Genomic DNA, 25,133 nt, shown 5'->3' on the forward strand with positions numbered 1-25,133 from the left:
TCGGGGAGGCGAATCACGCTGTCTACGCGAACTCGATGAGACCCAAATGCCTTAACCCGATTTGACCCTCAGTCGGATAGCCAAATCTGACCGCCGTTCAGAAAAAGGGTTCCGGATTGTAAAAAATTTCGAAAGGAGCGCACGGGGTTCCCCCGTCACAGGAAAATTCCTGTGACATGCAAACCGCTCAGATCGTCCGGGACCGACACACTGGAAAATCACACCTCTTGAGTTCAGGCGACGCGCACTTGCACCTCGACAAGCATCGGGATTTTCCTGTCTTCGTTGCGCGGATGAAAGCCACGGCGCGCAAGCCTGCAACGCGGCGCCTGCGGCGCGATGCGCGCGGGCGCGATGCGCGCGGGCGCGAGAGCGGCGCGCGGCCTGCGCCACGGCAACAGCGCGCGCCGCAGCGATGCACGCGGCAGCGATGCACGCGGCAGCAGTGTGCGGTCCGCGAGGAGGCCAGCGCCTGCCGCAGGCGCCCGGCGAGATCGCGCCGTCTCTGCAGCGGCGACGCAGCACGCCGGAGCGCAGCGGCCGGAGGCGTCGACCGAGATGACCCGCGTTCACCTACCGAGATGACCCGCGTTCAGATGACGGTCGCTTGCCGGTGCTCGTTCAGGATCGCGCGCAGCGCGGCGCCGCTCGAGCGCCACGATCGCCTCCACGGTGCGCTCGCCGTCGCTCAGGACGATGCTCGCCGTCGCTCAAGGCGATGCGCTCGCCGCCGCTCAAGGCGATGCGCTCGCCGCCGCTCAAGGCGATGCGCTCGCCGCCGCTCAAGGCGATGCGCTCGCCGCCGCTCAAGGCGATGCGCTCGCCGCCGCTCGAGGAGATGCCGCCGCGGCAGCTCGAGGAGACGCCGCCGCGATCGTGAGGAGGTCGCTGGAGGAATGAGGAACGAGCGCTGCGCGCGCCGCCGCCCGCCGCGCGCATGCGGTCGACGCGGCCCCGCATCGAGCGCCGCGACCGCGCCGCGCTCACCCGCGCGCGGAGAGGATCCGGCTGAACGCCTCGCCCACGGCGCGCGCGAGCTCGACCATGCGGCGCGACCCGCTCGCGGTGTCGATGATCCGGTCGGCGACCAGGATCATCGCGGGCCGGCCGACGACCTGCACGGCGACCGCGGCGACGTCGAGGCTCGGGTTGACCATGACGTCGAGCAGCGGCGCGTGCGTGGGCGTGCCGGGGATCGGCCCGACGTAGAGGTGCGTCGCCACGGCGGTGGCGAGGATGCTCGGCTGATCCATCGGGAGGGTGAGCTTCCGCAGCGCCTCCTGATCGCCGAACTCCGCGTTGCAGGCGAACCCCCGGAAGACCCCGCGGTGCGCGGCGAAGATCGCGACGCGCCGCGCGAACAGGCGCAGGCCCCGCAGCGCGAGCCGGACGACATCGTCCCGCGTGCGCGCGAGGTAGAGCGCGTCGATGACGTCGCTCAGATCGACGAACGGCTGCGGCGGCGGGTCGTCGTCGAGGGGATCGATGAGCTCCTCGGGCGCGGGAGGCAGCGCCGGGAGCCGCCCGGCGCGCAGGCTCGACGGCGGCGCGGCGCCCTCGGGACGACCCCCGCGGCGCAGCAGCGGCGGGACCTCCGCGTCCACGGCGCTCCGGCGCGATGCCGGGGCGAGGCCGGAGGGCGCGTCGAGCGGCAGCCGGCCGAGCCGACGCGTCGAGGGGGCCGGCTCGCGCCCGCCGCTGTCCGGGCCGCGCTCGGGCGCAGGCGAGCTCTGGGGCATGATCGAGGCGAGCAGCTTGAACGGGGGGGAGATCTCCACGGGCGGAGACGGCGGGAACGAGACGGCCGGCGGCTCCACGTCCGCGGGCGCGCGCAGGGTGGCCCGACGCGCGCCCGCGCTGCGCTCGGCCTCCAGCGGGCCGCGCGCGCTCGCGGGAGAGCCGCGCGCGCCGGGCGCCGCCTTGGCGTGGCGGAGCGGCAAGATCGGCTCCTCCTGCGACGACGGCGCCTCGGCGAGCAGGGCGTGACCGTTGTGCGCGGGAGCGCGGCGGCCTGGTTTGCCGCTGGGCGGCTCGTGGAGACCCGGCTCGTCGAACGAGGGCACCGCGGCGCGCCGGATGAGCGGGATGGGCACCTCGTAAGACGGCGGCGGCGGGATGGTCGACTGGGGCGCGCCGTGCGGGAACGCCGGGGTGGCGCGGCGCGAGCGGGCGGGGACCTGCTCGCGCTCGTCGAGCTCCAGGGCGCGGATGGCCTCCTCGATCGCCGTGATCGGCGCGCGGTAGATGCGCACCGGCGCGCCGAGGTGGAAGCTGAACTCGTCGGCGATGTGGCGGTCGAGCGGATCGGCGGCGGCGACGTCGACGGTGCCGGCGCCGGGGTCGACGCGGATCGGGACGGCGCCGAGGCGGCGGCACATGGCGCGCGGCAGGCGCGCGACGAGATCGCGGGCGCCGACGACCTGCCGGAGCGCGAGGCCGCCGCGGCGCTCGAGCTCCGCCTCCAGGGCGCGCTCCGTGATGGCGGCGCGGTCGATGAGGGCGCGGGGGAACGAGATGCCCCGCAGGACCGCCACGAAGAGGGCGGCTTCGACCTCAGCCTTGGAGACGGCGCCGGCGGAGATGAGGAGGCGGCCCAGGTCTAGCGACACTCGCTGCACGATACCAGAAAGGGCGCTGCCAGCGTGCAGCGCCCCGCGCTCGGCCACGACGGACGCCGGGGCCTTCGCGCGAGCGGCGCGCCGGATCTCCCTATAAGGAGACGCGGGCGGCGCGGGCGGCCGACCGCGCCTCGCCAGCGGCGCCGCGAGGCCGGCGGCCGGCGCGCGGCGGCGCGCTTCGGAGGCGCGGAGGGCGCGGCGCCGGGGCGGCCGCCGCTCGCTCGGAGCGCCGCGGCGGGTGGAAGCGGCGGCGCGCTCGGAGGGCGCAAGCGCGGAGGCGGCGCTCGGAGGGCGCAGGCGCGGCGGCAGCGCGGCGCCGAGCGGCGGGCGAGCTCACCCGATCATGCGGGGCGCCCGGCGGAGGAGCGCTGGTGTCCGATACGACACGAGGCCTGGAGAGCGCCAGAAGACCCCGAGTCGTCAGCGGGAGAACTGAAAGACCACCTCGCTCTGCCGCACGAGACCCAGGTTGTCCCGCGCGATCCTCTCCACGGCGGTCGGATCGTCGCGCAGACGCGCCACCTTGCCGCGGAGCGCCTCGATTTGCCGCCCGAGCTCGGCGTTCTCCTCCTCGACGTCGGCGAGCTCTCTCTCGAGCTCCCGGAGGCGAGGCAGGCCCTGAGGCGAGAAGATCATGACCGGAGCGCCCACGACCGCCACGACGAGCACCGCGATGGGGAGGGTCCGCTCGAGGAACTGCGCTATTCGACGCACGGACATCCGCTCGCACATCACCCGCACTCCTGTCAACTTTCCTCCAGGGTTCCTGCAACTCCGCGTTAACTTCCACCGGGGTTCGGCGCGGCAACCAGGGTGAAGCGCGGCCACGCGCCGGCCGCGCCCGCGTCGAGCGCCGCCCGGGGCGATGCCGGCGCCGGAGGGAGTCGGAGGTCGCATGGCGCCGCAAGCTTCGCTAGCATGACGCACGTCCCGTCATGCGGCAGGCCCGCTGCGCGCGCCGCCACGAGGGCTCGGCCCGAGGAGACCCATGTCCATTGATATCGTCCGAGGCGAGCTCGAGCGCCTCTTTTCGCTCGATGAAATGATGGCCCTGTCGTCCGACCTCCTCGGTTTCAGCCCGGCCGAGATCGGCGGCAACGCCTCCAAGGCCTCCTTCGCACGCGCGCTCACGGACCATTGCGTCGAGGTCGACGCCATCGAGGCGTTGCTCGACGCCATCATCGCCTCACGCGCCGAGGTCGACGCGCGCGTCCGCGCCCTCGGCGCCCAGGGGATCAGCCTGCCCGAGGAGCTCGCGCCCGGCGAGGCGTTCGGCGACTACATCATCACGAGAAAAATCGGCGAGGGGCCGCGAGGCCTCGTCTACGCGGCGACGCGGGGGACCGAGCCGCGGACGCTCAAGGTGCTCCGGCGCGAGGTGACGCGCGACAGCCGGGCGGTGCGCCGGTTTTTGACCCACGTCCGCCTCGCCGCGCAGGTGCACCACGAGAACCTGGCGAGCGGCGTCGATGCCGGGCTCGTGGGCGGCCGGGCGTTCGTCGCCTACACGCACGTCGACGGGCTCCCGCTGTCGGCGCGCCTCGCGCGATCGGGGCCGCTCCACATCAACGAGGCCAAGCCGCTGCTCCGCGGGATCCTGAGCGGGCTCGCCGCGCTCCACGAGCAGCGCCTCGTCCACGGGGCGCTCAAGCTGGAGAACGTGCTCGTCGCCCGCGGCGAGGAGGGGCAGCCGCTCCCGATCCTCGTCGACGCGGGCGGCGATCGGCTGGGCGCCGGGTGGTCCAGCCCGGAGCTCGTCAAGACGGCCAGCCCCGAGCAGCTGCGCGGCGAGGGCGTCGGCCCCGCGAGCGATCTCTACGCCTTCGGCGCGCTGCTCTTCGAGCTCCTCACGGGCAAGCCCGTGTTCTCGGGCGCGGCCGCGGTCGACGTGGCCGTCGCGCACCTCACCGAGCCGCCGCCCGCGCCGGGCGCGGTCGCGCCGCGCGGGTGGGTGGGCAAGGACATCGACGAGCTCGCGGCGCGCCTGCTCGCGAAGGCGCCGGACGACCGGCCGCGGAGCGCGCGCGCAGCGCTCGACGCGGTCGAGCCGCTCGGCAAGCCGCAGCAGAAGGGGGCAGCGATCGGCGACGCCGAGCTGAACGACCTGATCGACCGGCTCGTCGCGACCCCGACCGACACCGACCTGGCGCTCGCCGTCGAGGCGACCGTCGACCGGGGGGCGGACCCGGGGCGGGTCGCCGAGGCGCTCGTGACGGCCTCCGAGCAGGTCGACGCGGCCGCGGGCGGCGACCAGGCGGCGGCGAAGCGGCTCCTCTACTACAGGGCGGCCCGGATCCACGAGAAGGGGCGGCTCCACGACAAGGCGGAGGCCGTCTACCTGCGCCTCCTCGAGCTCGACCCGGGCGACGACGTCGCCTTCAGCGCGCTCGAGGAGCTCCGCAAGGCGCTCGGCAAGCACGAGGAGCTCGTGGAGATGCTCCTCCAGCGGAGCGAGCGCGCCGAGAGCGCGGGGGAGCGCGCCCGGGCGCTGAGCGAGATCGGGCACCTCTACGTGCGGGAGCTCGACGACAAGGACCAGGGGGTGTTCGCCTTCGCCCAGGCGCTCGCCCAGGATCCGGAGCAGGACGCGTACGCCGTCGACCTGGAGCGCGCGGCCGGCAACGACATGAAGGTCTGGTCCGAGGCGCTCCAGATCCTGAGCCAGGCGAGCACCGACGAGGCGATGGCCGCCGAGCCGAAGATCGCGCTCTTCAACCGGCTCGGGCCCTGGTACGCGGAGAAGATCGCGCGGGCGGACCTCGGGATCCCGTGCTTCCAGTTCGTGCTCGGGCTCGACCCGGCGAACGAGAAGGCGCTGGAGGGGCTGGCGCAGGTCTACCGCCGCGCCCAGCAGTGGCAGGAGCTCGTCCAGGTGCTGCTCTCGCGGGCCGATCGCGCCGCGACCCCCGGCGAGGCGCGCGATCTCCGCGCCGCGGCGGCCGAGCTCCTCGAGACGAAGCTGAACGACGCGGGCCGCGCGCGCGATCTCTACGAGCAGATCTTCGCCGAGGACCCCGGCCACACGAAGGCGTGCGACGCGCTGCTCCGGATCTACCGGCGCGTCGAGGACCACGCCGGTTACGCCAAGATCCTCGAGCGCCGCGCGGAGGCGCTGCGGGGCGAGGAGCGCGTCGACGCGATGTGCAGGCTCGCCGAGCTCTACGAGGACCGGCTCGGCGACCTCGGCGAGGCGACGCGCCGCTACGAGGCGGCGCTCGAGCTCGATCCGACCAGCCTGACCGCCCTGCGCGGGCTCGACCGCATCTACAGCCGCGCCGGGCGCTACCAGGAGCTGCTCCAGAACCTGGAGCGGCAGATCGAGGTGAGCGCGACGCCGCGCCAGAAGATCAACCTCTACGAGCGGATCGCCGGCATCCAGGACGAGGAGTTCCTCGACCACGCGAAGGCGGCCGAGGCCCTCGAGGCGATCCTCAAGATCGACGGCGCGCACGAGGGCTCGCTGGCCGCGCTCGGGCGGCACTACCGCGCCCTCGAGCGGTGGGAGGACGTGGTGGCCCTCTACGAGCGGCAGCTCGGCATCGTGCCCGACGACAAGCGGCGGGAGGAGCTCCTGCTCGCGATGGGCCGCGTGCTGCTCGAGCAGGTCGGCTCGCCCGAGCGCGCCCGCAAGGCCTACGAGCGGGTGCTCGCGATCGACCCACACCACGCCGGGGCGCTCGAGTCGCTGGCGCACGTGCGGGCCGCGACCGGCGACGCCGCGGCGGCGCTGAGCGCGATCGAGTCGCTCGCGGCGACCGCCAAGACCGCGGAGAGCAGGGCCGATCTCTGGATCCGCGCGGCGAAGATGCTCGAGGAGAAGGGCGATCGCGACGGGGCGATCGAGCGGTACAAGATGGCCCTCGACGCGCAGCCGCAGAACGCGGGCGCGTCCTCGGCGCTGCGCGCGGCCTACCTCGCCCGCGGCGACGCGACGAGCGCCGTCGAGCTCATCGCGCGCGAGGCCGAGGTCGCCGAGGGCAACCTCACGAAGGCCCGCCTCTACGGCGAGATGGCCCTCGTGCTGCGGGAGCGCCTCAAGGACGACGCGCGCGCCGCCGAGGCGGCCACGAGGGCGGTCGACCTCGATCCGACGGGCGTACCGGGGCTCATGATCTCGGGCGATCTCGCGTTCGAGGCCGGCCGTTTCCTCGAGGCGGCGCGGCACTACGAGCTCCTCTCGAGCCGGGTCGACGCCCTGCCGAGGGAGCAGGGGCTCAAGCTGCTGCTCCGCTACGTCGACGCGCTCAGCAAGAGCGGCTCGAGCGGCAAGGCGATCGGCACCGTGCAGGCGCTGCTCGCGCTCGCGCCGGACGATCCGGCGGCGCTGTCGCGCGCCGCGAAGGTCAACCTCGACGCGGGCAGGGCCACGGAGGCCACGGAGCTCTACGAGCGCCTCGTCGAGCGCTTCGGCGCCGGCCTGCCGGAGCGGGAGCGGGCCGAGGCGCTCCTCCGGCTCGGCGAGGCGCGGCTCGCGGCCGGCGACCCGGACGGCGCGGTGGCGCCGCTGAACGACGCCGCGGATCTCGTCCCGGAGTCCCCTGCCCCGCTCGCCCTGCTCTCCCGGGTGTTCGAGGCTAAGGGCGACTGGGAAGAGGTCGCGCGGCTCAAGCACCGGCGGCTCGACGTGGTGACCGGCGAGGAGCGGAGCGCGCTCCTGCTCGAGATCGGCGACCTGCTCGCGACGCACCTCCACGACCGGACGCGCGCGGCGAAGAGCTACGTGGCCGCGCTCGACGAGCGGCCGGACGACCGGAAGATCCTCACCAAGCTGATGCAGCTCTACAGCGAGGAGAAGGACTGGTCGAAGCTCATCGACATCGTCCTCAAGCTCGCCGCGAAGATCGACGACAGCCGGCAGAAGGCGAAGTACCTGCACACGGCGGCGATCGTGAGCGCGCGGCAGCTCGGCGATCTCGACCGGGCGGCCCAGTTCTACGACGAGGTGCTGGAGCTCGATCCGTCCCTCACCCGGGCGCTCGCCGAGGCGATCGAGCTCCGCGCCGAGAAGGGCGACCACGAGGAGGTGGAGCGCCTGCTCAAGGTCGAGCTCGACCGGGCGACGGAGGAGAACGACACCGCGAAGATGCTCGAGACGTTCGACCGGCTGGGCGCCGTCTACAAGGACAAGCTCGGCTGGATGAGCGAGGCGATCGACGCCTACGAGGCGGCGCAGACGCTCGATCCGGACAACGAGGAGCGCAACGAGCTCCTGGCGAACCTCTACGCGAGCAACCCGGCGGAGTACCTGGACAAGGCGGTGGCCGCGCAGCTCCCGATCCTGCGGCGCTCCCCCTACAAGCCGGACGCTTACCGGCTGCTGCGGAAGATGTACACGGAGACGAAGCGGGCCGACGCCGCCTTCTGCCTCTGCCAGGCGCTCTGCTGCCTGAACGCGGCCGAGCCCGACGAGGAGCGCTTCTTCCGGCGGCTGCGCCCGGACACGGCCGCGGCGGCCCAGCAGCCGCTCGACGATGAGGCGTGGGCGACCGCGCTCGTCCACCCGGACGCCGATCCGCTCCTGACCGCCATCTTCGGCGCCATCGAGCCGGCCGTGCTGCGGAAGAACGGGCAGTCGCTGGAGGAGCTCGGCTACCAGCTCGCCTACCAGATCGATCTCTCGCGCCACCCTTACCCGATGTCGCAGACGCTCTACTACGCGGCGGGCGTCCTCGGCCTCGAGCCGCCGGTCACGTTCCAGAACCCGAACGACGGCGGCGGCGTCTCGTTCCTCCACGCGCACGTGCCGGCGATCGTGCTCGGCGCCGCGGCGCTCCAGATGGATCTGCCGACCCAGGCCGCCGCCTTCATCGCGGCGCGCCACCTCACCTACTACCGGCCGGGCATGTACCTCCGCCACCTGGTGCCGACGGGCACCGGCCTGCGCGCCTGGCTGTTCGCGGCGATCAAGCTGATCTCACCCACGTTCCCGATCACGAAGGAGCTGGAGGGGCCGGTGAAGGAGAACCTGGCGGTCCTGGATCCCACCATCGTGGGGCCGGCGCGCGACCAGCTGGCGAGCATCGTGACCAAGCTCCTCCAGGCCGGCGCGATCGACCTGAAGCGCTGGGTCTCCGGCGTCGACCTGACGGCCGACCGAGCCGGGTTCCTCCTCGCCAACGACCTCGAGCTGGCGCAGGAGATGATCAAGGCGGCCGACGACGCGAGCGCCGCTGTGCCCCAGAAAGAGCGGCTCAAGGAGCTCATGCTCTACGCGGTCAGCGAGGAGTACTTCGCCATCCGAAAGCGGCTCGGGATCAACGTCGACAGCTGAGCACCGAGCGCCGGGCCGCGGAGCGCTCTCGCTCGATCGCGGGGCGACCCCGCCTGCGCCCGCCGCGGGGCGCTGCCCGGCCCGCGCCCACCGCGGGCGCTGCCCGGCCCGCGCACCGCGGGCGCTGCCTGGCCCGCGCACCGCGGGCGCTGCCTGGCAGAGCGGCCGAGCTGGATCGTGGACGATCCAGCTCACGCATGTCGGTTCCGGCCCACTTCTGCACCGGACTGGTTGACGGATAAATCAGCAAATTGCTAGGCTGCGGGCCGGCATTAGGCCCCTTTTGGATGTACGTTAGCTCGCCGCAGCATGGCAGCGGGCAGCCTGAGCGATCGTGTGAAAGCACGCCCATGGCGGCAAAGAAGACCCGAAAAACTTCAAAAAAAGACCGGAAGAGAGCGACCAAGGCCAGCGCGGCGAGCTCGAGGCGAGCCGCGCCTGCGGCGCGGACGCGGAAGGCGAAGCCCGCCGCCCGTTCAGCCGCTCGAAAGCCTAAACGAAAGGCCGCGTCCTCTCGACCTGCTGCGCGACGCACCGCTGCCGTGAAGGCGGCCAAGCGCCGGAAGGCGACGACAAAACGGGCGACCACCCGCAAGTCGGCGGCACCGGCGCGGCGCAAGGCGACGCGCGCACCGGCGCGGGCAACCCGGACGGGCGCCAGGAAGAAATCGGCGGCCACGAAGGCGAAGAAGGCGACACGCGCCGCGGCGAAGCGAGCCAGCGCGTCCAAGGCGAAGAAGTCGGCCGCCCGGACGAAGGCGAGGTCGACGCGCGCCGCCGCCAAGCTCAGGACCACCAAGGCCAGGGCGAAGGCGCGGGCGACGAAGGTCAAGGCCAGGGCCGCGAAGGCCAAGGCGACGCGGGCCAAGACGGCGCGGGCCAAGGCCACGAAGGCCAGGGCGACGCGGGCCAGGGTCGCGAAGCCGCGGGCGGCGAAGAAGGCCAGGGCCGCGAAGCCGAGGGCGGCCGCCGGGCGGGCGCGGCGCGCCAAGGCCGCGAAGACGAAGACCTCGCGGGTCAAGGCCACGCGGCCGAGGCTGGCGCGAGTCAAGGCCGCGAAGCCGAGGCTCGTCAGGCGAAAGATCGCGGCGCGCTCCGAGCGGGCGCTCTCGCCGGCGGCGGAGCCGAAGAAGCTCCGCAAGAAGCTGAGGCTCGGCGACGAGCAGCCGAGGCTGAAGGAGCGGCTGAAGCTCAAGCACGGCGGGGAGCAGGAAGCGGCGGTCGAGGCCGAGCGCCCGCGCCGGACGAGCGACAAGCCGCAGCGCGCGAGCGACAAGCCGCAGCGCGCGAGCGACAGGCCGCAGCGCGCGAGCGACAAGCCCGCCGCCGAGAAGAAGAGCGTGCGGCCGGGCGTGGTCAAGGGGAAGGGCCCGGCGTCGTCGATCGAGCGCCGCCGCGTCCCGCTCCGGGAGCCCCCGCGGGTGGTCACGCTGCCGTTGCCGATGCTGCCCCCGCCGCGGCGCGCCACCATCGAGGAGCGCAGCGCGATCATCGAGCAGCGGCTGAACGCGCAGTCGGACGATTTCCGGCGGCGTTATATCGAGAGCCTCGATATGTCGTGGATTTACCACGACAGCGCGCTCGAGGGCGTCGTCTACACGTTCGACGAGCTGCGCGCGGCCCTCAGCGGCCCGGCGCCGCTCGTGACGGACTCGAGCCTTCAGCCGACGTACGATGACATCCGGCGCCACAAGGAGGCCATCGTCTATGTGCGCGAGCAGGGCGAGAACAAGCGGGCGCCGATCACGCTCGACTGCGTGAAGAAGCTGTACCTGATCCTCCACCCGGAGGAGGGGGACCTCAAGACGGTGAAATACCGCAAGGACATCCCCCAGCACCGGCTCTACTTCCACGAGTACGCCCCGCCGGACAAGATCGCCTACAAGGTGCGGCAGATCATCGACTGGCTGAACGACCCCGAGACGCGGAAGACGCGGAACGGCATCCGGATCGCGGCGCGCGCGCACTACGATCTGCTGCGGGTCTATCCGTTCCCGAACGACAGCGGCAAGGTCGCGAGGCTGTTCATGAACATGCTGCTGCTCCGCACCGGCCTGCCCCCGTCGATCATCCACTCGACCGAGCGGCAGCGCTATTACGAGGCGCTGAAGGGCTCGGCGACGACGGTCCTGCAGATGGTGCAGGAGTCGGTGGAGAACGCGCTCGCGAGCGTCGAGAAGCTCCTCGATGAGCATGAGACGCGGAAACGCGCCTTCGTCAGCTGAGACAGCGAAGCGCGGCCCCGGAGGCAGCCCCGCTCCGGTCGGACGGGGCGCGCGCCGCCCGCCCGGGGCCGCTGCCGCCGCTCGTCCCGCGCCGGCGCGCCCGCGGCCTGGCACCCCGCCTCAGGCCACCTTCGCGCGGCTGCGCGCGCTGCACCCGGACGCTCATTGCGAGCTGGACCACAAATCGTCGTTCGAGCTGCTGGTCGCGACGGTGCTCAGCGCGCAGACGACGGACGTGCTGGTCAACAAGGTGACGCCCCACCTGTTCGCCGCCTATCCCGACGCCCGCGCGCTCGCCGGCGCCGAGCCCGCCGAGGTGGGCGCGCTCCTCCGGCGGCTCGGGATGGGGATGTTCAACCAGAAGGCCAGGAACGTCGTGGGGCTCGCGCGGGGCCTCGTCGAGCGGCACGGCGGCGAGGTGCCGAGGACGCTGGCGGAGCTCGTGGAGCTGCCCGGCGTCGGGCGCAAGACGGCGAATGTGGTGCTCGGCGTGGCCTTCGGCGCGCCGGAGGGCGTCGTCGTCGATACCCACGTGCAGCGCCTGTCCCAGCGGCTCGGGTGGACGAAGAGCGACAAGCCGGAGCAGATCGAGCGCGATCTCATGGCGCTCTTCCCGAAGCGCGACTGGGACATGCTGTCTCACACGCTGATCTTCCACGGCCGCCGGATCTGCTTCGCGAGGAAGCCGGCGTGCGGAGGCTGCGGCATCAACGACGCGTGCCCGAGCGCGTTCCACGCGGAGAACGTGGGGCGCAAGGCGCCGCGCTCGCCGCGGCGCGGCGGCACGCAGGCCTGAGCGCCTTCGACGCTGCGCACGCCGGGCGTCGAGCGCACTTACGGAAACGGGAGCGGGGCAGCGCGGCTCATCGACCGTCGTTCATCGCCCATCGCCCATCGCTCATCGCCCATCGCTCATCGCGGCTCGGCACGTCTGCTGTCAGCTGTTTATTCCCTCGGCGCTGAAGACGCGAGGTAAGCTTGGCCCATGAAGGCCTTGTACCTGACCCTCACCCTCGCCTGCCTCTTCACCGCCGCGTGCGGCCGCCCGGAGGACGATCTCTGCGACGACAAGTGCGACTGCGAGGGGTGTAACGAGCGCGAGTTCAACGATTGCCTCGATCGCTACGATGTCAGGTTCGTAGACGCGGACCGGCGCGACTGCCTCGACCGGTACGACGATCTCCTCGCGTGCGAGGACGATACCGGGATTTGCCGCGACTATAAGTGGGATACGGCGTGCAAGGACGAGAGAGAGGCGCTGGATCGGTGCGTGGACTAGCGCCGCCCGTCGGGAGTCCCCGACGGGGTGGCGGACGGCCCGGCGCGGTCCGACGGGCGGCGGCGCAGGCCGCGGGAGCGCCGTCGCCGCGCCGCATCCCGGCGACCTCGACGCCGGCTCAGGGCCCGTCGCCCGGCGCGACGGCGGCGCCGGGGAAGACGGCTCCGGCGCCGCGGAACGCGTCGACGAGCCGCTCCGACGCCGTGTAGGGGTCGACCTCGCGCCGCGCGACGGCGCGCACCGCCGCGTCGAGCGCGGGCCCGAGCGCGGCGACCGCGGCGTCGGTGAGCGCGTCGCGGAGCTGCACGTGCATCGCCTCGCGCAGGCGCTCCTCCCGGCGCGCGGCGCCGGCCGCGGTCCCGAACAGCCACGCCCGGTGCGCCTCCAGCCGGTCCACGAGCGCCGCCACGCCCTCGTTGCGCGTGGCCACGGTCCGCGCGATGGCGGGCTCCCACGGCCCCTCGGCCGGCGCGCCGCCCGGGGCCGACGCCGCGTCGGCCTCGCGGGCGTGGAGCGCCGCGGCGCTGTGCCCGCGCGACCGCCCGGACGCCCTCGCCACCTCGCCGCCGAGCGCGATCATGAGCTCGAGATCGCGCACCGCGGCGTCGGCCCCGTCTCGATCGGCCTTGTTCACTGCGAAGACGTCGGCGCACTCCAGGATGCCCGCCTTGATCGCCTGCACCTCGTCGCCCATGCCCGGCGCCGCGACGACCAGGGTCGTGTGCGCCATGCGCGTGATCTCGAGCTCGTCCTGCCCGACCCCGACGGTCTCGACCAGCACGACGTCGGCGCCCCACGCGTCGAGCACCCGCGCGATGTCCACCGCCGAGCGCGACAGCCCGCCGAGCGCGCCCCGGGTCGCCAGCGACCGGATGAACACGTCGGGATCGCCGAAATGCGCCTGCATGCGGATGCGATCGCCGAGGATGGCGCCGCCGGTGAACGGGCTCGTGGGATCGACCGCCACCACGGCGACCCGGCGATCCTGCTTCCGGAACGCGCCGATCAGGCGGTCGGTGAGCGTGCTCTTGCCCGCCCCCGGGTTGCCGGTCACGCCGAGGACCCAGGCGCGGCCGGTGTGCGGGAAGAGATCCTTCAGGATCGCGGCGTAGTCGCCGGCGCGGTCGTCGACGAGCCGGCAGGCGCGCGCCGTCGCGCGCGTGTCGCGGGCGAGGACCTTCTCTGCGAGCGGATGCACGCGAGCGGTCTAGGCCCGGCGATGCGGGGACACAACCGGCCCGGGGGCGGCGCGGCGTGGGGGTCTCTACCCTTCCCCGCCGCCGCCCGCGGCGCCGCCGGCCTGACCGCCGTCACCGGACGGCCCCCCGCCGGCACCGCCCTCCCCGCTCGCCGACGAGCCAGCGCCGCCGGCGCCGCCCGCAGCGTCGCCGCGATCGACGATCGGCCGCGTCTCGCCGCAGGCGACGGTGAGCAGGGCCGAGAGCACAGCGCAGGAGGCGAACACGAGCGCGCGATTCCACATGGGCGCGTTCTTGAAGCGGGCGGCCTGCGAAGTCCAGCCGCCCACGCCCGCCAGGGCGACGCGGGCGCGGCGGGGCGCCGCCCGGGACAGCCCGCGCGCCCCCGTCAGGGCGCCGGGGTCGCCGGCCGGTCGAAGCGCCGCCAGCGGCCGTCGATGAGCCGCTCGTGCGGCAGGTACTGGGCCTTGTAGACAAGCCGCGAGCACTTCTCGACGTAGAGACCGAGGTACAGGTACCGCAGGCCCCAGGCGCGGCACAGCTCGAGCTGCTTCAAGATCGAGAAGACGCCGGGGCTCAGCGGCTCGAGCTCGGGATCGTAGAACGAGTAGACCGCCGACAGCGACTCCTGCCCGCGATCCACGACGGCGACCCCGACGAGGCGACCGCCGACGCGGTAGCGCATCTCGAACGTCTCGCAGCAGCTGTCCACGAGGAACGCCTCGTAGCCCGCGGCGCCGAGCGGGCCGTCGTCGCGCATCAGCCCCCGGCCGTGCTTGTGCAGGTTGTAGAGGGCGATCTTCTCCCGCGTGGTGACGGGCGGACCGATCTCGACGTCGACCACCTGCTCGCCGCGGCGGAGCACCCGGCGCTGGGTGCGGCCGGGGACGAAGTCGCGCACGATGATCCTGATCGGCTCGCACGCGCGGCACGAGGGGCACTGGGTACGGTAGAGCAGCTTGCCGTGACGGCGGTTGCCCGCGACCAGCCGCCGGTCGAACTCCGCGCGCGTGAGCGGACGGATGGGCACGCGGAGCGGCATCCGCGCGTCGACCTCGGGGAGGTACGGGCAAGGGCTCACCTCGTCGTGGACCGTGAGCTCGATCGGGTCCGACACCTCGTCGAGCCGAGGGAGCTCGACGTCTTGACCCGATGCCGCATCTCGCTCGCTCGATGAGCCCATGTCGCTGTCGATCCGAGCGCTCGAAACCCCGTCGACACGCCGGCCGCTACATTCAGGGGATGCCTGTTGCGCGGCCACGTCAAGCAAAACCCAGTGCGGCACGAGGGCGCGCCGGGAGATCCCGCCCGCTCGCGCAACGCGGCCAGCGGAGCGGTATTCGGCATCGGCATCGGCCAGCGGGCATCCGTTGCCTTGCGCGTTGCGCGTTGCGCGTTGCGCACGCTCTCGCGCCACCGCTCACTCACACCATAGTGCCATTTTGCTTACATTTACCCCGATAGACGCACCCATTGTCCGATCCAGCGCGCTCAGCGCGCCCAGCCGGACGGGCTGCGCGCGGAGCTGCGCGGCGCGCCCTTTTCCCTTGGCCCCGAGGCCGGTATGACCCAGCGCGCGCCCGCGAGGAGAGGTCGGCCCGGTGAAGGGCCCGCCTCGCGCGAGCGACGCAAGAAAGGCCGAACGCTTTGGATCTCACAGGAAAGCAGCGCCGCCACCTCCGGGCGCTGGGGCATCACCTCGACCCGATCGTGCAGCTCGGCAAGGCCGGGCTGACGGACGGGGTCGTCGCGGCCGTCGACGCCGCCCTGGAGCGACACGAGCTCGTCAAGGTACGCCTGGGCACCGAGTGTCCGGACGACCTGGGCGAGGTCGCCGACACCCTCTCCGAGCGGCTCCGCGCCGAGGTGGCGCAGACGCTCGGCCGGACGATCTTGCTCTACCGGCGCCACCCGAAGGAGCCGAAGATCAAGCTGCCCGCAGGCGCCTGACCGCGAGCCGCCCAGCCACCTCGCCGCCCGCCGCAGCGCAGGGCGCCCCGGATCGCCGGGGCGCCCTGGACCGCGTCACACGTGCCGCAGCGCGGGTCGCTCGGCCAGGATGTGATCGAGCCAGGCGTTCGACAGCTTCTCCTGCACCGTGTTGGCCCGGAGCCTCGCGGCGAGGTTCTTGAAGTCGACGTGGTCGATGAGCTGATCCTGGTTGAAGCACGAGAAGACCACCGTCTCCTTGCCCGTCTCCGGATCCACGTGGCGCTGGAGGCACTGCGCGCAGACCTCCTTCATCATGCACTGCATCGGCGAGTTGATGCTCGCGATGCCCACGTGCTTCGGGTTGAGGTGCGGCGCGAGCACGCCGTGCCGCGCCTCGCGCACCGCGTTCATCATCTTGTCCGAGCCGATCGCGATGATGCGCCGGACCTCCGAGAGGCTCGCCAGCTCGCCGCCGAGCTGCCGCTCCGCGTAGGCCCGCATCGCCTGGACGATGTTGCCGCGGAAATGGCGATCCGTGGCGCGCCGCGGGGGGATCTCCGCGCCGCCGTCGGTGCACCAGATGACCTGATCGGTCGCCACCTCGATCTCGTCCTGCTTGAAGAGATCCTCGCCGCGCCGGTAGCCGGCGAAGTAGATCACGCGATCGCCGCGCGCCTTGAGCGCCTTCGCGATCGAGAACAGCACGGCGTTGCCGAGCCCGCCGCCGGCGAGCAGCACGGTCTCGCCCTCGGGGATCTCCGTCGGCGTCCCGGTCGGCCCCATCACGACGACCTCCTCGCCCGGGCGCAGCGCGGCGAGCAACCGGGAGGACGCGCCCATCTCGAGCGCGATGAGCGACAGCAGCCCCTTCTCCTTGTCGACCCACGCGCCCGTGAGCGCGAGCCCCTCCATCGCGAGCCGCGTGCCGCGGACCACCGGCGAGCGCACCTCGTAGTTCTGCAGCCGGTAGAACTGCCCCGGCTCGAACTTCCGCGCCGCCGCGGGCGCGCGCACGACCACCTCGACGATGGTCGACGTCAGCCGCTCGACGCGCTCGACCACCGCGGTGAAATCGTGATCGAGGCGGGCGAAGAGGTCGCGCCGCCGCGCGTCGCGCGCCGCCTGCGGCTCGTCGCCGAGCCGGGCGAGGTCGCGCTGGAACAGCGCGACGACCGACGGGTACGCGTCCTTGGCGCTCGCCATCGCCTTCACGACGCTCCCCGCGTAGTGCGGGTGGTTGTCGCCGTAGAAGCTCACCGCGTGCTCGCCGTCGTTGTAGCTCGTGAAGAAGCCCTCGCGCGCCTTGGCCGGCTCGACCTTGAGCGCGCCGGCCTCGTCGACGTACGCGCGGTGCGGCTGGAAGAACTGCTTCCACTTGTCGAACGCGAACGAGCCCGGGCGCTCCTTCTCGTACGTGACGTTGGGGCTCGTCCCGGCCGCCACGCACACGGTGCGGGCCGGGATCGAGACCGTCTGGCCCGCGCTCCGCCACTTGCCGTCCACGACCTCCTGGCGATCGAAGACGAGCGACGAGACGCACCCGCGCTCGTCGAGCACCGCCTCCAGCGGGGCGAGGTTCTCGACGTAACGGATCCCCTCCTCGAGCGACTTGGCGACCTCCTCGTGGTTCAGCCGGTAGGCGGGCGAGTCGATGAGCCGCTTGCGGTAGACCAGCGAGACGCCGCCCCACGCGTCGATGAGGCCCTGGAACCGCGGCGGCCGCCCCTCGCGCGCGGCGCGCGCGCGCTCGTCGCGGATCTCCTCGGCGTGGCGCCGCTGCTCGGCCAAGAACTCCCGCTCCTCCTCGTCGAACATCGCGAGCACCGACGCCTCGCCCCGCTCGGCGATGAGCGCGTCGAGCCGGTCGGCCGTCTTCTCGGCCTGCACGACGTAGTAGGCCGCGAGCTCCGTCGCGGTGTCGATCGCCGTCAGGCCGCCGCCGATCACCACCGCCGGCAGCCGCACCTGAAGGTTCGCGAGCGCCGAGCGCTTGTAGGCGCCGGCCAGCTGGAGCGCCATCAGGTAGTCCGACGCCTTCCGGATGCCGCGCGCGAGGTTGTTCTTGAGCGGGATGATCGTCGGACGCCCCGCGCCCGCCGCGATCGCGACGTGGTGGAACCCGCGCCGGAAGGCGTCGTCGAGATCGATCGTGCCGCCGAACCGCACGCCGCCGTAGATCCGGAGCAGCCGCTGCCGCGCGAGCGTGATGTAGAGGACGGTGAGGAAGTTCTTGTCCCACCGCACCGTGATCCCGTACTCGCTCACCCCGCCGAAGCCGAGGAGGACGCGCTCGTCGAGCTCGGTGTAGAGCCGCTTGAAATCCCTGACCGGCCGCGGCGGGCGCGTCTCGTCGCCGGTGAGCTCGACCGGCAGCGGCTCGATCTTGAGGCCGTCGATCGCCGCGCACGCGAAGCCCTGCCGCGTGAGGTGGTGCGACAGGGTGTAGCCGGCCGGGCCGAGGCCGACGACGAGCACGTTCTTGCCGTTGTACGGGAGCGCGTGCGGCCGGAGCGCGTCGAGCGGGTTCCACCGCGTGAGCAGCCCGTAGATCTCGAGGCCCCACGGGAGCGACAGGACGTCCGTGAGCGCCGCGGTCTCGACCTGCGGGATGTCCACCGGGTCCTGCTTCTGGAAGACGCACGCCTTCATGCAGTCGTTGCAGATGCGGTGGCCGGTGCCGGGGCACATCGGGTTGTCGATGCAGACGAGCGCGAGCGCGGCGATCGACTCGCCCCGCCCGCGCATCGTGTGCATCTCGCTGATCTTCTCGTCGAGCGGGCAGCCGTGGAGCTCGACGCCGAGCGGGTTCGACTTGATCGCCCCGGTCTTGTTGTCGCGCAGGCCCTTCGAGCACGAGTCCTTGTCGCGATCGTGGCAGAGCAGGCAGTAGTCGACCTGGCTCTCGACCTCGCGGGGCCCCGCGCGCCGGTCGGTCAGCGCGAAGCCGTCGCGAGCCCGCCGCTCGTGCTCCGGCCCGACGAGGAGCTCGGCCGAGCCCGGGCCGTCGCTCGCGCCCTTCCTGTGCAGCTGGACCAGCGCCTGGTAGTCGAGCGTGCGCGGCGCCTTGAGCGTCGGCCAGCGATGCGCCGGGTCGTGCTCGTCGGCGCGGCGCGCCGCGAGCCACGCCTCGACGGCGTCGAGCGCGAACGCGACGACCGCCGCGTCCTCGGCCTCGGTCGGCTCCGCGCCCGCGACCGCGACGGCCGGCGCCACGCGCTCGGCGAGCGCCGCGTCCTCCCGCAGCGCCGCGCGCGCCTTCGCCGCGCGGCCGCGGAGCTCGTCCGTCCACTTCGCGCCGCCGGCCTTGGCGGCCTTGCGCGCGATCTCGTCGACCTCGATCAGCGCGAGCGTCGCGCGCGCGATCGCGAGCTCCTCGGCGGCGGAGCCGCTGTCGAGCGCGCTCGCCGGCGCGCCCATGGCCGCGAGCGCCCGCCGCGCCGCGTGCGCCGCCTCGACGTGCGTGCCCTGCCAGGCCTTCCCGGGGCTCGGCTTGAACAGCCGCTTCTTCGAGAACTCGCGCTTGAAGTCCCAGAGCGCGGCCCGCTCGCGGGTCGCGTCGATCTGCGCCTGGGTCTCCCGCTCGACGCGGAAGAGCGTGGCGACGAAGCGGCCGACGTACGGCGCGGCCGCGAGGAGCGCCTCGGAGACCTGCTCCGCGGTGAGCGCGGGCCGGTCCGCGCCGCCGCCCCCGGAGCCCGCCTGCTCCGCGCGCAGGGCGGACCGGTACGCGTCGAAGCGCGCGTAGGCGCCCTCGTCCGTCGCGTGGAAATACTCCTCGAAGCGCTCCGTCAGCTCGGCGAGCTTCGCAGGGTCGAAGAGATCGACGTAACCGAAACCAGGGATTCCGAGCTCGAGCTCGGAAGGATCGGAGGTGGCCTGCACCCACGAAGAGAAGTCAGCCTGCACGCCAGCGTTCGCTTCCATACCCGCAGCAAATGCTTTCTATTTCAAGGGGTTTGCCCGCCCGGCGAGGGGCGCGCGCACCCGATCTCGAGGGCGACGTAAAGTAGCACCGGGCCGTAGCTCCGACCTGTCGCTTAGGCAACATTCCTCGAGCTCATCCCGCGCTCGCCGACGCGGCGAGCGCGCAACGGCTGCGCGCTGGCGAGCTGCCCGCAGCCGCGAGCCCGCCGGCGCGGCGGAGCGCGCAACGGCTGCGCGCCGGCGAGCTGCCCGCAGCCGCGAGCCCGCCGGCGCGGCGGAGCGCGCAACGGCTGCGCGCCGGCGAGCTCGCCGCGGCCGGGAGCGCCGCCCGCGCGCGCGACGAGGAGCGGGAGGAGCCCGTCGCGGCCGTCTGCAGGACGGCGCCGCGCGGCGGGAGCGCCGCCCTCGCCGCGGGCGCCGGAGCGCCGCGATCAGAAGCCCTGCGAGACGACGCGCTCGATCGTGTGGGTCGAGATGTTGCCCGCGATGACGTCGGGATCGCGCAGCAGCGCCTGGTGCAGCGGGATGTTCGTGCGGATGCCGCCGATGATGAACTCGTCGAGCGCGCACCGGAGCCTCGCGATCGCCTCGGCCCGGGTCGCGCCGTGCGCGATCACCTTGGCGACCAGCGAGTCGTAGGAGCTCGGGACGCGGAAGCCGCCGTACACGCCGGAGTCGACGCGGACCCCGACGCCGCCGGGCGAGTGGTACTCGGTGATGAGCCCCGGCCACGGCACGAACGAGCGCGGATCCTCGGCGTTGACCCGGCACTCGATGGCGTGGCCGCGGAAGCTCCAGGGGCGCGTGTCCGGCAGCGAGAGGCGCTCGCCGGCGGCGGCGAGGATCTGCTGCGCGACGAGATCGACGCCGGTCACCATCTCGGTGACCGGGTGCTCGACCTGCACGCGGGTGTTCATCTCCATGAAGTAGAGCTCGCCGCGCTCATCCATCAGGAACTCGAGCGTGCCGAGGCCCGTGTAGCCGGTCTCGAGGATCGCGGCCCGGATGATGTCGCCCATCCGGGAGCGCTTCTCGTTGTCCATCGCGGGGCTCGGCGACTCCTCCATCACCTTCTGGTGCCGGCGCTGGAGCGAGCACTCGCGCTCGCCGAGCGTCCACACGCCCCCGTGCTGATCCGCGAGCACCTGGAACTCGATGTGGCGCGGCGCCTCGACGTAGCGCTCGAGGTACACGTCCGGGTTCTTGAAGCCGGTCAGGGCCTCCTGCGTCGCGATCTCGAACGAGCGCTGCACCTCGCCGGCGTGGCGGACGATGCGCATGCCGCGGCCGCCGCCGCCCCCGGAGGCCTTCAGGATCACCGGGTAGCCGACGCGCTCGGCCTGCTCCGCCGCGTCCGCCGCGCTCGTGAGCACGCCGGTGCCGCTCAGCATCGGGATGCCGAAGCGCTTGGCGACCGCGCGCGCCGACACCTTGTCGCCCCAGGTCCGCATCGCCTCCGCGCTCGGCCCGATGAAGGTGAGCCGGCACTTCTTGCAGACCTCGGCGAACTTCGCGTTCTCCGAGAGGAACCCGTAGCCGGGGTGGATCGCGTCGGCGCCGGTGACCTCGGCGGCCGCGATGATCTGCGGGATGTTGAGGTAGCTCTTCGACGCGTCGGCCGGGCCGACGCACACGGCCTCGTCCGCGAACCGGACGTGCAGCGCCGCGGCGTCCGCCTCGGAGTGGATCGCGACCGAGCGGATGCCGAGCAAGCGGCAGGCGCGGATGACACGCATCGCGATCTCGCCGCGATTGGCGATCAGGATCTTCTGGAACACGGCACCCTCGCCCGGGCAGCGCTAGCTGCCCCGCACCTTGAAGAGACGCTGCCCGAACTCGACCGGCTTGCCGTTGTCGACGAGGATCTCGACGATCGTGCCGGGGGAGTCCGCCTCGATCTCGTTCATCAGCTTCATCGCCTCGATGATGCAGAGCGCCTGACCCACGCGGATCGCGCTGCCGACGTCGACGAACGGCGGCGCGTCAGGAGACGGCGAGCGATAGAACGTGCCGACGAACGGCGAGGTGACGTACGAGATCCCCTCGTCGCTCGCGGCGGCGGGCGCGGGCGCCGCGGCGGGCGCGGCCGCCGGCGAAGGCGCCGGAGCAGGCTGCGCCGCGGGCGCCGCGGCCGGCGCGCTCTGGAGCTGGTAGGCGACGGGCGCGAGCTGCGGCGCCCCGCCCTGCGGCGCGAAGCCCCCGCGCGTGAGCCGGATGCGAACGTGTTCGTCCTCGAACTCGAAGTCGCTCACGTTGCGCTTCTCGAGGAGGCGCACCAGCGCCCGCAACTGCTTGAGGTTGATGTTCATGGAAGGACGTTCGGCCATCGATGTTTGCCGCCTTTCAACCAGAGTGACGGCGCGTGTTCAATCTCTTTCGACCGGTCGCAGCTTCTCCAGGTGCCCGAGCAACCCGAGCAACCCGAGGACGTACGAGCTCGGACCGAAGCCCGCGACGCGCGCCATGCACGCGGGCGCGATGCGGGAGCGGCGACGGAACGGCTCGCGAGCGTCCGGGTTGGAGATGTGCACCTCGACGGTCGGGAGCGCGCCCGCGCGGATCGCGTCGTAGAGCGCGATGGAGGTGTGCGTGTACGCGCCGGCGTTGAGGAGGATGCCGTGGAAGCCGCGATCGCCGGCGTGGCTGATCGCGGTCACGAGCTCCCCCTCGCAGTTCGACTGCATGCACGACACCGAGGCGCCGTGGGCCTGTGCGGCCTCCTCGACGGCGCGGTGGATGTCATCCAGCGTGGCCGTGCCGTAGATCGCTGGCTCGCGCTTGCCCAGACGATCGAGGTTCGGCCCCGAGATGACCGAGATCCTGAAGCCGCTCAGGCGAGCTCCTTCAGCAGCACCGGCACCTTGGTGCGCAAGAGGTAGCGGGCCTTGCCGATGTTCGCGTCGGGCGTCATCGAGAAGGCCACGAAGTACGAGTTGTTCACGACGCGGATGAGCGTGGTGACCTTCTCCGCCTGGATCGCGATCTCGGCGGCGTTGCCCGCGTCGAGCATCTCGGCGGCGCGCTGGATCGACTTGAGCACGACGCTGAACTCCGCGCCGATGGTGGCGATGTCGAACGCGGCCCCCGGCTTGGAGTAGCTGTCGACCGCGATCCCCTCGAAATCCATGAGAAGGGTCGCGATGCCGCCCTCGGTGTTCTCTACGACTTCCTTCAGCACGGCCTGGAACATGGGGGGAGACTACCCAAGCGCGGCACGATCGGGAAAACAAACGAACCGACGCGCGTCCGACGCGCGTCCGGCACCAGGTTCGGGCGCCCGCGGGCGGCCGGGCGTGCCGGCACGGCTGGCCTGGCCGCGCGGGGGCGCCTCGCGCCGGCCGCCCGCGGCAGCAGACGAGCGCGCGGAGCGGCGATCTCGCGGCGGCGCGGCGGCGCGTAACACCGCGAAAGCTCGCGCCGTCCGCCCGGCAGCGCGGCGATCGCGATGAGCGGCGAGCGCGCTTTGCCTCTTGCATCCTGGTCCCAGCCGGGCGATTCCCGCCCCAAGGGGCCCGCTCCAAAGCACGCCTTGACCCTTGTCCCGGCGAGCGGCTAACGTGCGGCCGTTCTTTCGCCTCGCGGCAAGGCCGCAGGCGGATCCCGCCGGCGCGTCTCGCCGGGGGGACGACGTCAAACGTGGCCGGGCGCGGCCCTGCGTCGCGCCCGCCAGCTCATCAAGAAAAACAAGGACGGCCCAACATCTATGCGTGCGCGAGCCGGGGATCCCCCCCGCACGATGCCCCAGAAGATCCTCGCCGGGCGGGCGACGGATCCTCAGCTGCGCGGTGATCTCGTCCAGGTCAAGGTCGACCAGGTGATCCTCTCCAGGGCGCCGTCGCGCGCGCTGGCCGAGGCCATCGCCACGGGCATGAAGAAGACGCCGGTCGAGGTCGCCGTCGCCTACGACGGCACCTGCGTGGCCGACGCGAGCTCGCTCGCGGACATCGACGAGGGGAGCCCGCACTCGGTGTCGCCCGAGTTCCCGACCTACAACATCCCGATCGCGCGGCCGGGCATCGGCTTCCCCGCGCCCGTGCACCTCGAGCGCTTCGCCGCGCCGGCGCGGCTCGCCCTCACCGACGACCCGCGCCTCGCGACGGTCGGCGGCATCGGCATGCTGTCGCTCGTCGTCTCGCCGAGCCAGCTCGGGCAGGCGCTCGCCACGGGCTCGGCCTGGCTCCGGCCGCCGCGGAGCGTGCAGATCCACCTATCGGGCAGGGTGCGGCCCTTCGTGTGCGCGAGGGACGTCGCGCTCGAGCTGCTCCGCAGGAACCTCGACGAGGTGGTCCGGCGCATCGAGGGCGAGCACCACGCGCCGGTGATCCTCGAGTTCGCCGGGCCGAGCGCGCGGCTCCTCTCGGTGGGCGACCGCGCGGTGCTCTGCGGGATCGCGCCGCAGGTGGGCGCGGCGGCGGCGCTGTTCGTGAGCGACGAGAAGACGGAGGTCTTCCTCCGCGATCAGCGCAGGTCGAAGGCCCACCGCGCGCTCGTGCCGGACCCGGGCGCGCCGTGCGAGGAGGTCGTCTCGATCGACCTCGGCACCGTCGACCCGCTGCTCATGGACGAGGAGGGCGTGGTCCGGCCGGTCCGCGATCTCGCCGGCAAGCCGGTGGCGCAGGTCGTCCTCGGGGGCGACTCCGGCGTGACGTTGCGCGACATGCTCGCGGCGGCGCTGCTGCTCAAGTCGAAGCGCGTCCCGTCGCGGCTCGACCTGCTGGTCGCGCCGCCGTCGCGCCAGGTGCTCGAGGTGCTCGCGCAGTCCGGCGCGCTGGTCGACCTCGTGGCGACGGGCGCGCGCATCGTCGAGCCGGACCGGCGCGTCGTCACCTCGGAGATCTACCCGCCGCCGCCCGGCGGCCTGTCGCTGCGCACCGCCGATCCGGAGCCGCGCATCGCCGGGGCGCCGTCGTTCGTCGTGGCCTCGGCCGAGACGCTCGCCTACGCCGTGGCCACCGGCTCGGTCGGCGATCCGCGGTCGTTCAAGCGGCCGGTGCGGGTGACCGTGCCGCGGGCGCTGCCGACCGACGACGTGCTGATCCTCCGCGACAAGAAGGGCGAGCAGGTGAGCACGAAGAAGCCGCCGCCGGCGCCCGCGGCCGTGCCCTGGAAGGGGCCGCTGACGCTCGACGTGCTCGCGGGCGTGCCGAAGGGCAACGGGCGCGCGGCGGTCGGGGCGCGCGGGCGCAAGGCCGCCGCCCCGGCCGAGCCGGCCGCGCCCGCAGCGCCGGTCGCGCCGATCGTCGAAGACGACAAGGCGCAGGCCGCGCCGGCCGAGGGCAAGGCGGCGGGCGGGGTGGCGCTCGTCCTGTCGACGCTCGACGAGGTGCGCGCGGTCGCTGAGCGCGCGACCGACCTGTCGACGGTGCGCGCGGTGGTCGCGCCGTTCGTGCCGAGCACCGCGGTGTCGGCGTTCGCGAGCGAGGGGATCGCCACGTTCCTCGTCGGCGCCGAGGCGCTCGGCAGCATCAAGGAGCAGAAGAGCGTGGAGCTCCCCGCCCCCGCGCAGTGGGGCGACCGCGTCGCGGCCGTCTTCGGGAGCGAGCGCGTCGAGGTGGCCTGGCTCGCGACGGGCATGGAGCGGAGCTGGACCCACGCAGGCACGGTGCGGCAGCCGCCCAGCGCGGGCAAACCAGCGCGGTAGCGGGCGAGCGCGCGGCGGACGCGGCGGGGTGCGCGCATCCCCCG

18 protein-coding genes are annotated in these 25,133 nt (G+C 72.9%); 7 read left to right on the plus strand and 11 right to left on the minus strand.

Going from position 1 to position 25,133, the window contains the following annotated elements; all coding sequences use genetic code 11:
- Positions 1-718 precede the first annotated feature (718 nt).
- Positions 719-880 carry a hypothetical protein gene (locus WME98_RS48470; protein WP_437948330.1) on the plus strand — a complete coding sequence of 54 codons (162 nt, stop codon included), beginning with the start codon at positions 719-721 and terminating at the stop codon, positions 878-880.
- A gap of 103 nt (positions 881-983) precedes the next feature.
- Here the strand turns inward: WME98_RS48470 and WME98_RS48475 are convergent, their stop codons facing one another.
- Both WME98_RS48475 and WME98_RS48480 read right to left on the minus strand, forming a co-directional pair.
- Entirely contained in the window at positions 984-2,609 is a 1,626-nt protein-coding gene (locus WME98_RS48475) for a hypothetical protein (RefSeq protein ID WP_437948331.1), read from the minus strand.
- A 429-nt stretch (positions 2,610-3,038) separates the two neighbouring features.
- On the minus strand, positions 3,039-3,338 hold the full coding sequence (locus WME98_RS48480; RefSeq protein WP_061625815.1) for an FtsB family cell division protein: 300 nt from the start codon (positions 3,336-3,338) through the stop codon (positions 3,039-3,041).
- Positions 3,339-3,606: 268 nt separating this feature from the next.
- On the opposite strand from WME98_RS48480, the gene WME98_RS48485 reads away from it, so the two are divergent.
- Positions 3,607-8,889: a protein kinase domain-containing protein gene (locus WME98_RS48485; RefSeq protein ID WP_437948332.1), complete on the plus strand. Its 5,283-nt coding sequence runs from the start codon at positions 3,607-3,609 to the stop codon at positions 8,887-8,889.
- Here the strand turns inward: WME98_RS48485 and WME98_RS48490 are convergent.
- Entirely contained in the window at positions 8,873-10,249 is a 1,377-nt protein-coding gene (locus WME98_RS48490) for a hypothetical protein (RefSeq protein WP_437948333.1), read from the minus strand. The genes WME98_RS48485 and WME98_RS48490 overlap by 17 nt on opposite strands.
- Between WME98_RS48490 and WME98_RS48495 the strand changes: the two genes are divergently transcribed.
- The 3 genes from WME98_RS48495 to WME98_RS48505 all read left to right on the plus strand — a co-directional run bounded on the left by WME98_RS48495 (position 10,242) and on the right by WME98_RS48505 (position 12,393).
- Positions 10,242-11,114 (plus strand): Fic family protein, encoded by an 873-nt coding sequence (locus WME98_RS48495; protein ID WP_437948334.1) that lies wholly within the window; start codon positions 10,242-10,244, stop codon positions 11,112-11,114. The two genes, WME98_RS48490 and WME98_RS48495, sit on opposite strands and share 8 nt — an antisense overlap.
- Before the next feature lie 172 nt (positions 11,115-11,286).
- Positions 11,287-11,910 carry an endonuclease III gene (gene nth / locus WME98_RS48500; RefSeq protein ID WP_437954118.1) on the plus strand — a complete coding sequence of 208 codons (624 nt, stop codon included), beginning with the start codon at positions 11,287-11,289 and terminating at the stop codon, positions 11,908-11,910.
- 189 nt (positions 11,911-12,099) lie between these two features.
- A complete protein-coding gene (locus WME98_RS48505) occupies positions 12,100-12,393 on the plus strand; it encodes a hypothetical protein (RefSeq protein ID WP_437948335.1) in 294 nt (97 codons plus the stop codon).
- A 118-nt stretch (positions 12,394-12,511) separates the two neighbouring features.
- Here WME98_RS48505 and meaB read toward each other — a convergent pair whose 3' ends face one another.
- From meaB to WME98_RS48520, 3 genes are all read right to left on the minus strand, one after another.
- Positions 12,512-13,591, minus strand: a complete 1,080-nt coding sequence (gene meaB / locus WME98_RS48510) for a methylmalonyl Co-A mutase-associated GTPase MeaB (protein ID WP_437948336.1) — start codon at positions 13,589-13,591, stop codon at positions 12,512-12,514.
- Between the two features lie 66 nt (positions 13,592-13,657).
- Positions 13,658-13,876, minus strand: a complete 219-nt coding sequence (locus tag WME98_RS48515; RefSeq protein ID WP_437948337.1) for a hypothetical protein — start codon at positions 13,874-13,876, stop codon at positions 13,658-13,660.
- A 104-nt stretch (positions 13,877-13,980) separates the two neighbouring features.
- Positions 13,981-14,775, minus strand: a complete 795-nt coding sequence (locus WME98_RS48520; RefSeq protein ID WP_437339216.1) for an arginyltransferase — start codon at positions 14,773-14,775, stop codon at positions 13,981-13,983.
- A 464-nt stretch (positions 14,776-15,239) separates the two neighbouring features.
- On the opposite strand from WME98_RS48520, the gene yhbY reads away from it, so the two are divergent.
- Positions 15,240-15,542, plus strand: coding sequence for a ribosome assembly RNA-binding protein YhbY (yhbY, locus tag WME98_RS48525; RefSeq protein WP_020736636.1), 303 nt, complete (start codon positions 15,240-15,242; stop codon positions 15,540-15,542).
- Positions 15,543-15,617: 75 nt separating this feature from the next.
- Here the strand turns inward: yhbY and WME98_RS48530 are convergent, their stop codons facing one another.
- The 5 genes from WME98_RS48530 to WME98_RS48550 all read right to left on the minus strand — a co-directional run bounded on the left by WME98_RS48530 (position 15,618) and on the right by WME98_RS48550 (position 22,638).
- Positions 15,618-19,448: an FAD-dependent oxidoreductase gene (locus tag WME98_RS48530; RefSeq protein WP_437948338.1), complete on the minus strand. Its 3,831-nt coding sequence runs from the start codon at positions 19,446-19,448 to the stop codon at positions 15,618-15,620.
- Between the two features lie 431 nt (positions 19,449-19,879).
- Positions 19,880-21,226, minus strand: coding sequence for an acetyl-CoA carboxylase biotin carboxylase subunit (gene accC / locus WME98_RS48535; protein ID WP_437948339.1), 1,347 nt, complete (start codon positions 21,224-21,226; stop codon positions 19,880-19,882).
- Positions 21,227-21,247: 21 nt separating this feature from the next.
- On the minus strand, positions 21,248-21,775 hold the full coding sequence (gene accB, locus WME98_RS48540) for an acetyl-CoA carboxylase biotin carboxyl carrier protein (RefSeq protein WP_437948340.1): 528 nt from the start codon (positions 21,773-21,775) through the stop codon (positions 21,248-21,250).
- A gap of 39 nt (positions 21,776-21,814) precedes the next feature.
- Positions 21,815-22,282: a type II 3-dehydroquinate dehydratase gene (locus tag WME98_RS48545; RefSeq protein WP_437954119.1), complete on the minus strand. Its 468-nt coding sequence runs from the start codon at positions 22,280-22,282 to the stop codon at positions 21,815-21,817.
- Positions 22,279-22,638, minus strand: coding sequence for a roadblock/LC7 domain-containing protein (locus WME98_RS48550; RefSeq protein WP_020736641.1), 360 nt, complete (start codon positions 22,636-22,638; stop codon positions 22,279-22,281). Before WME98_RS48550 ends, WME98_RS48545 begins: the two co-directional genes overlap by 4 nt.
- A gap of 546 nt (positions 22,639-23,184) precedes the next feature.
- Between WME98_RS48550 and WME98_RS48555 the strand changes: the two genes are divergently transcribed.
- Positions 23,185-25,089, plus strand: a complete 1,905-nt coding sequence (locus WME98_RS48555; protein WP_437339219.1) for an aconitase family protein — start codon at positions 23,185-23,187, stop codon at positions 25,087-25,089.
- Positions 25,090-25,133: the final 44 nt, after the last annotated feature.

Source organism: Sorangium sp. So ce296 (genome assembly GCF_051529605.1).
GTDB lineage: Bacteria > Myxococcota_A > Polyangia > Polyangiales > Polyangiaceae > Sorangium > Sorangium cellulosum_D.

Bases quoted from the DNA above. Each gene is read 5' to 3' on its own strand.
- WME98_RS48470 (WP_437948330.1), top strand. From the start codon at position 719: ATGCGCTCGCCGCCGCTCAAGGCGATGCGCTCGCCGCCGCTCAAGGCG.
- WME98_RS48480 (WP_061625815.1), bottom strand. From the start codon at position 3,338: ATGTCCGTGCGTCGAATAGCGCAGTTCCTCGAGCGGACCCTCCCCATC.
- WME98_RS48485 (WP_437948332.1), top strand. From the start codon at position 3,607: ATGTCCATTGATATCGTCCGAGGCGAGCTCGAGCGCCTCTTTTCGCTC.
- WME98_RS48505 (WP_437948335.1), top strand. From the start codon at position 12,100: ATGAAGGCCTTGTACCTGACCCTCACCCTCGCCTGCCTCTTCACCGCC.
- WME98_RS48515 (WP_437948337.1), bottom strand. From the start codon at position 13,876: ATGTGGAATCGCGCGCTCGTGTTCGCCTCCTGCGCTGTGCTCTCGGCC.
- WME98_RS48520 (WP_437339216.1), bottom strand. From the start codon at position 14,775: ATGGGCTCATCGAGCGAGCGAGATGCGGCATCGGGTCAAGACGTCGAG.
- WME98_RS48530 (WP_437948338.1), bottom strand. From the start codon at position 19,448: ATGGAAGCGAACGCTGGCGTGCAGGCTGACTTCTCTTCGTGGGTGCAG.
- accB (WP_437948340.1), bottom strand. From the start codon at position 21,775: ATGGCCGAACGTCCTTCCATGAACATCAACCTCAAGCAGTTGCGGGCG.
- WME98_RS48550 (WP_020736641.1), bottom strand. From the start codon at position 22,638: ATGTTCCAGGCCGTGCTGAAGGAAGTCGTAGAGAACACCGAGGGCGGC.
- WME98_RS48555 (WP_437339219.1), top strand. From the start codon at position 23,185: ATGCCCCAGAAGATCCTCGCCGGGCGGGCGACGGATCCTCAGCTGCGC.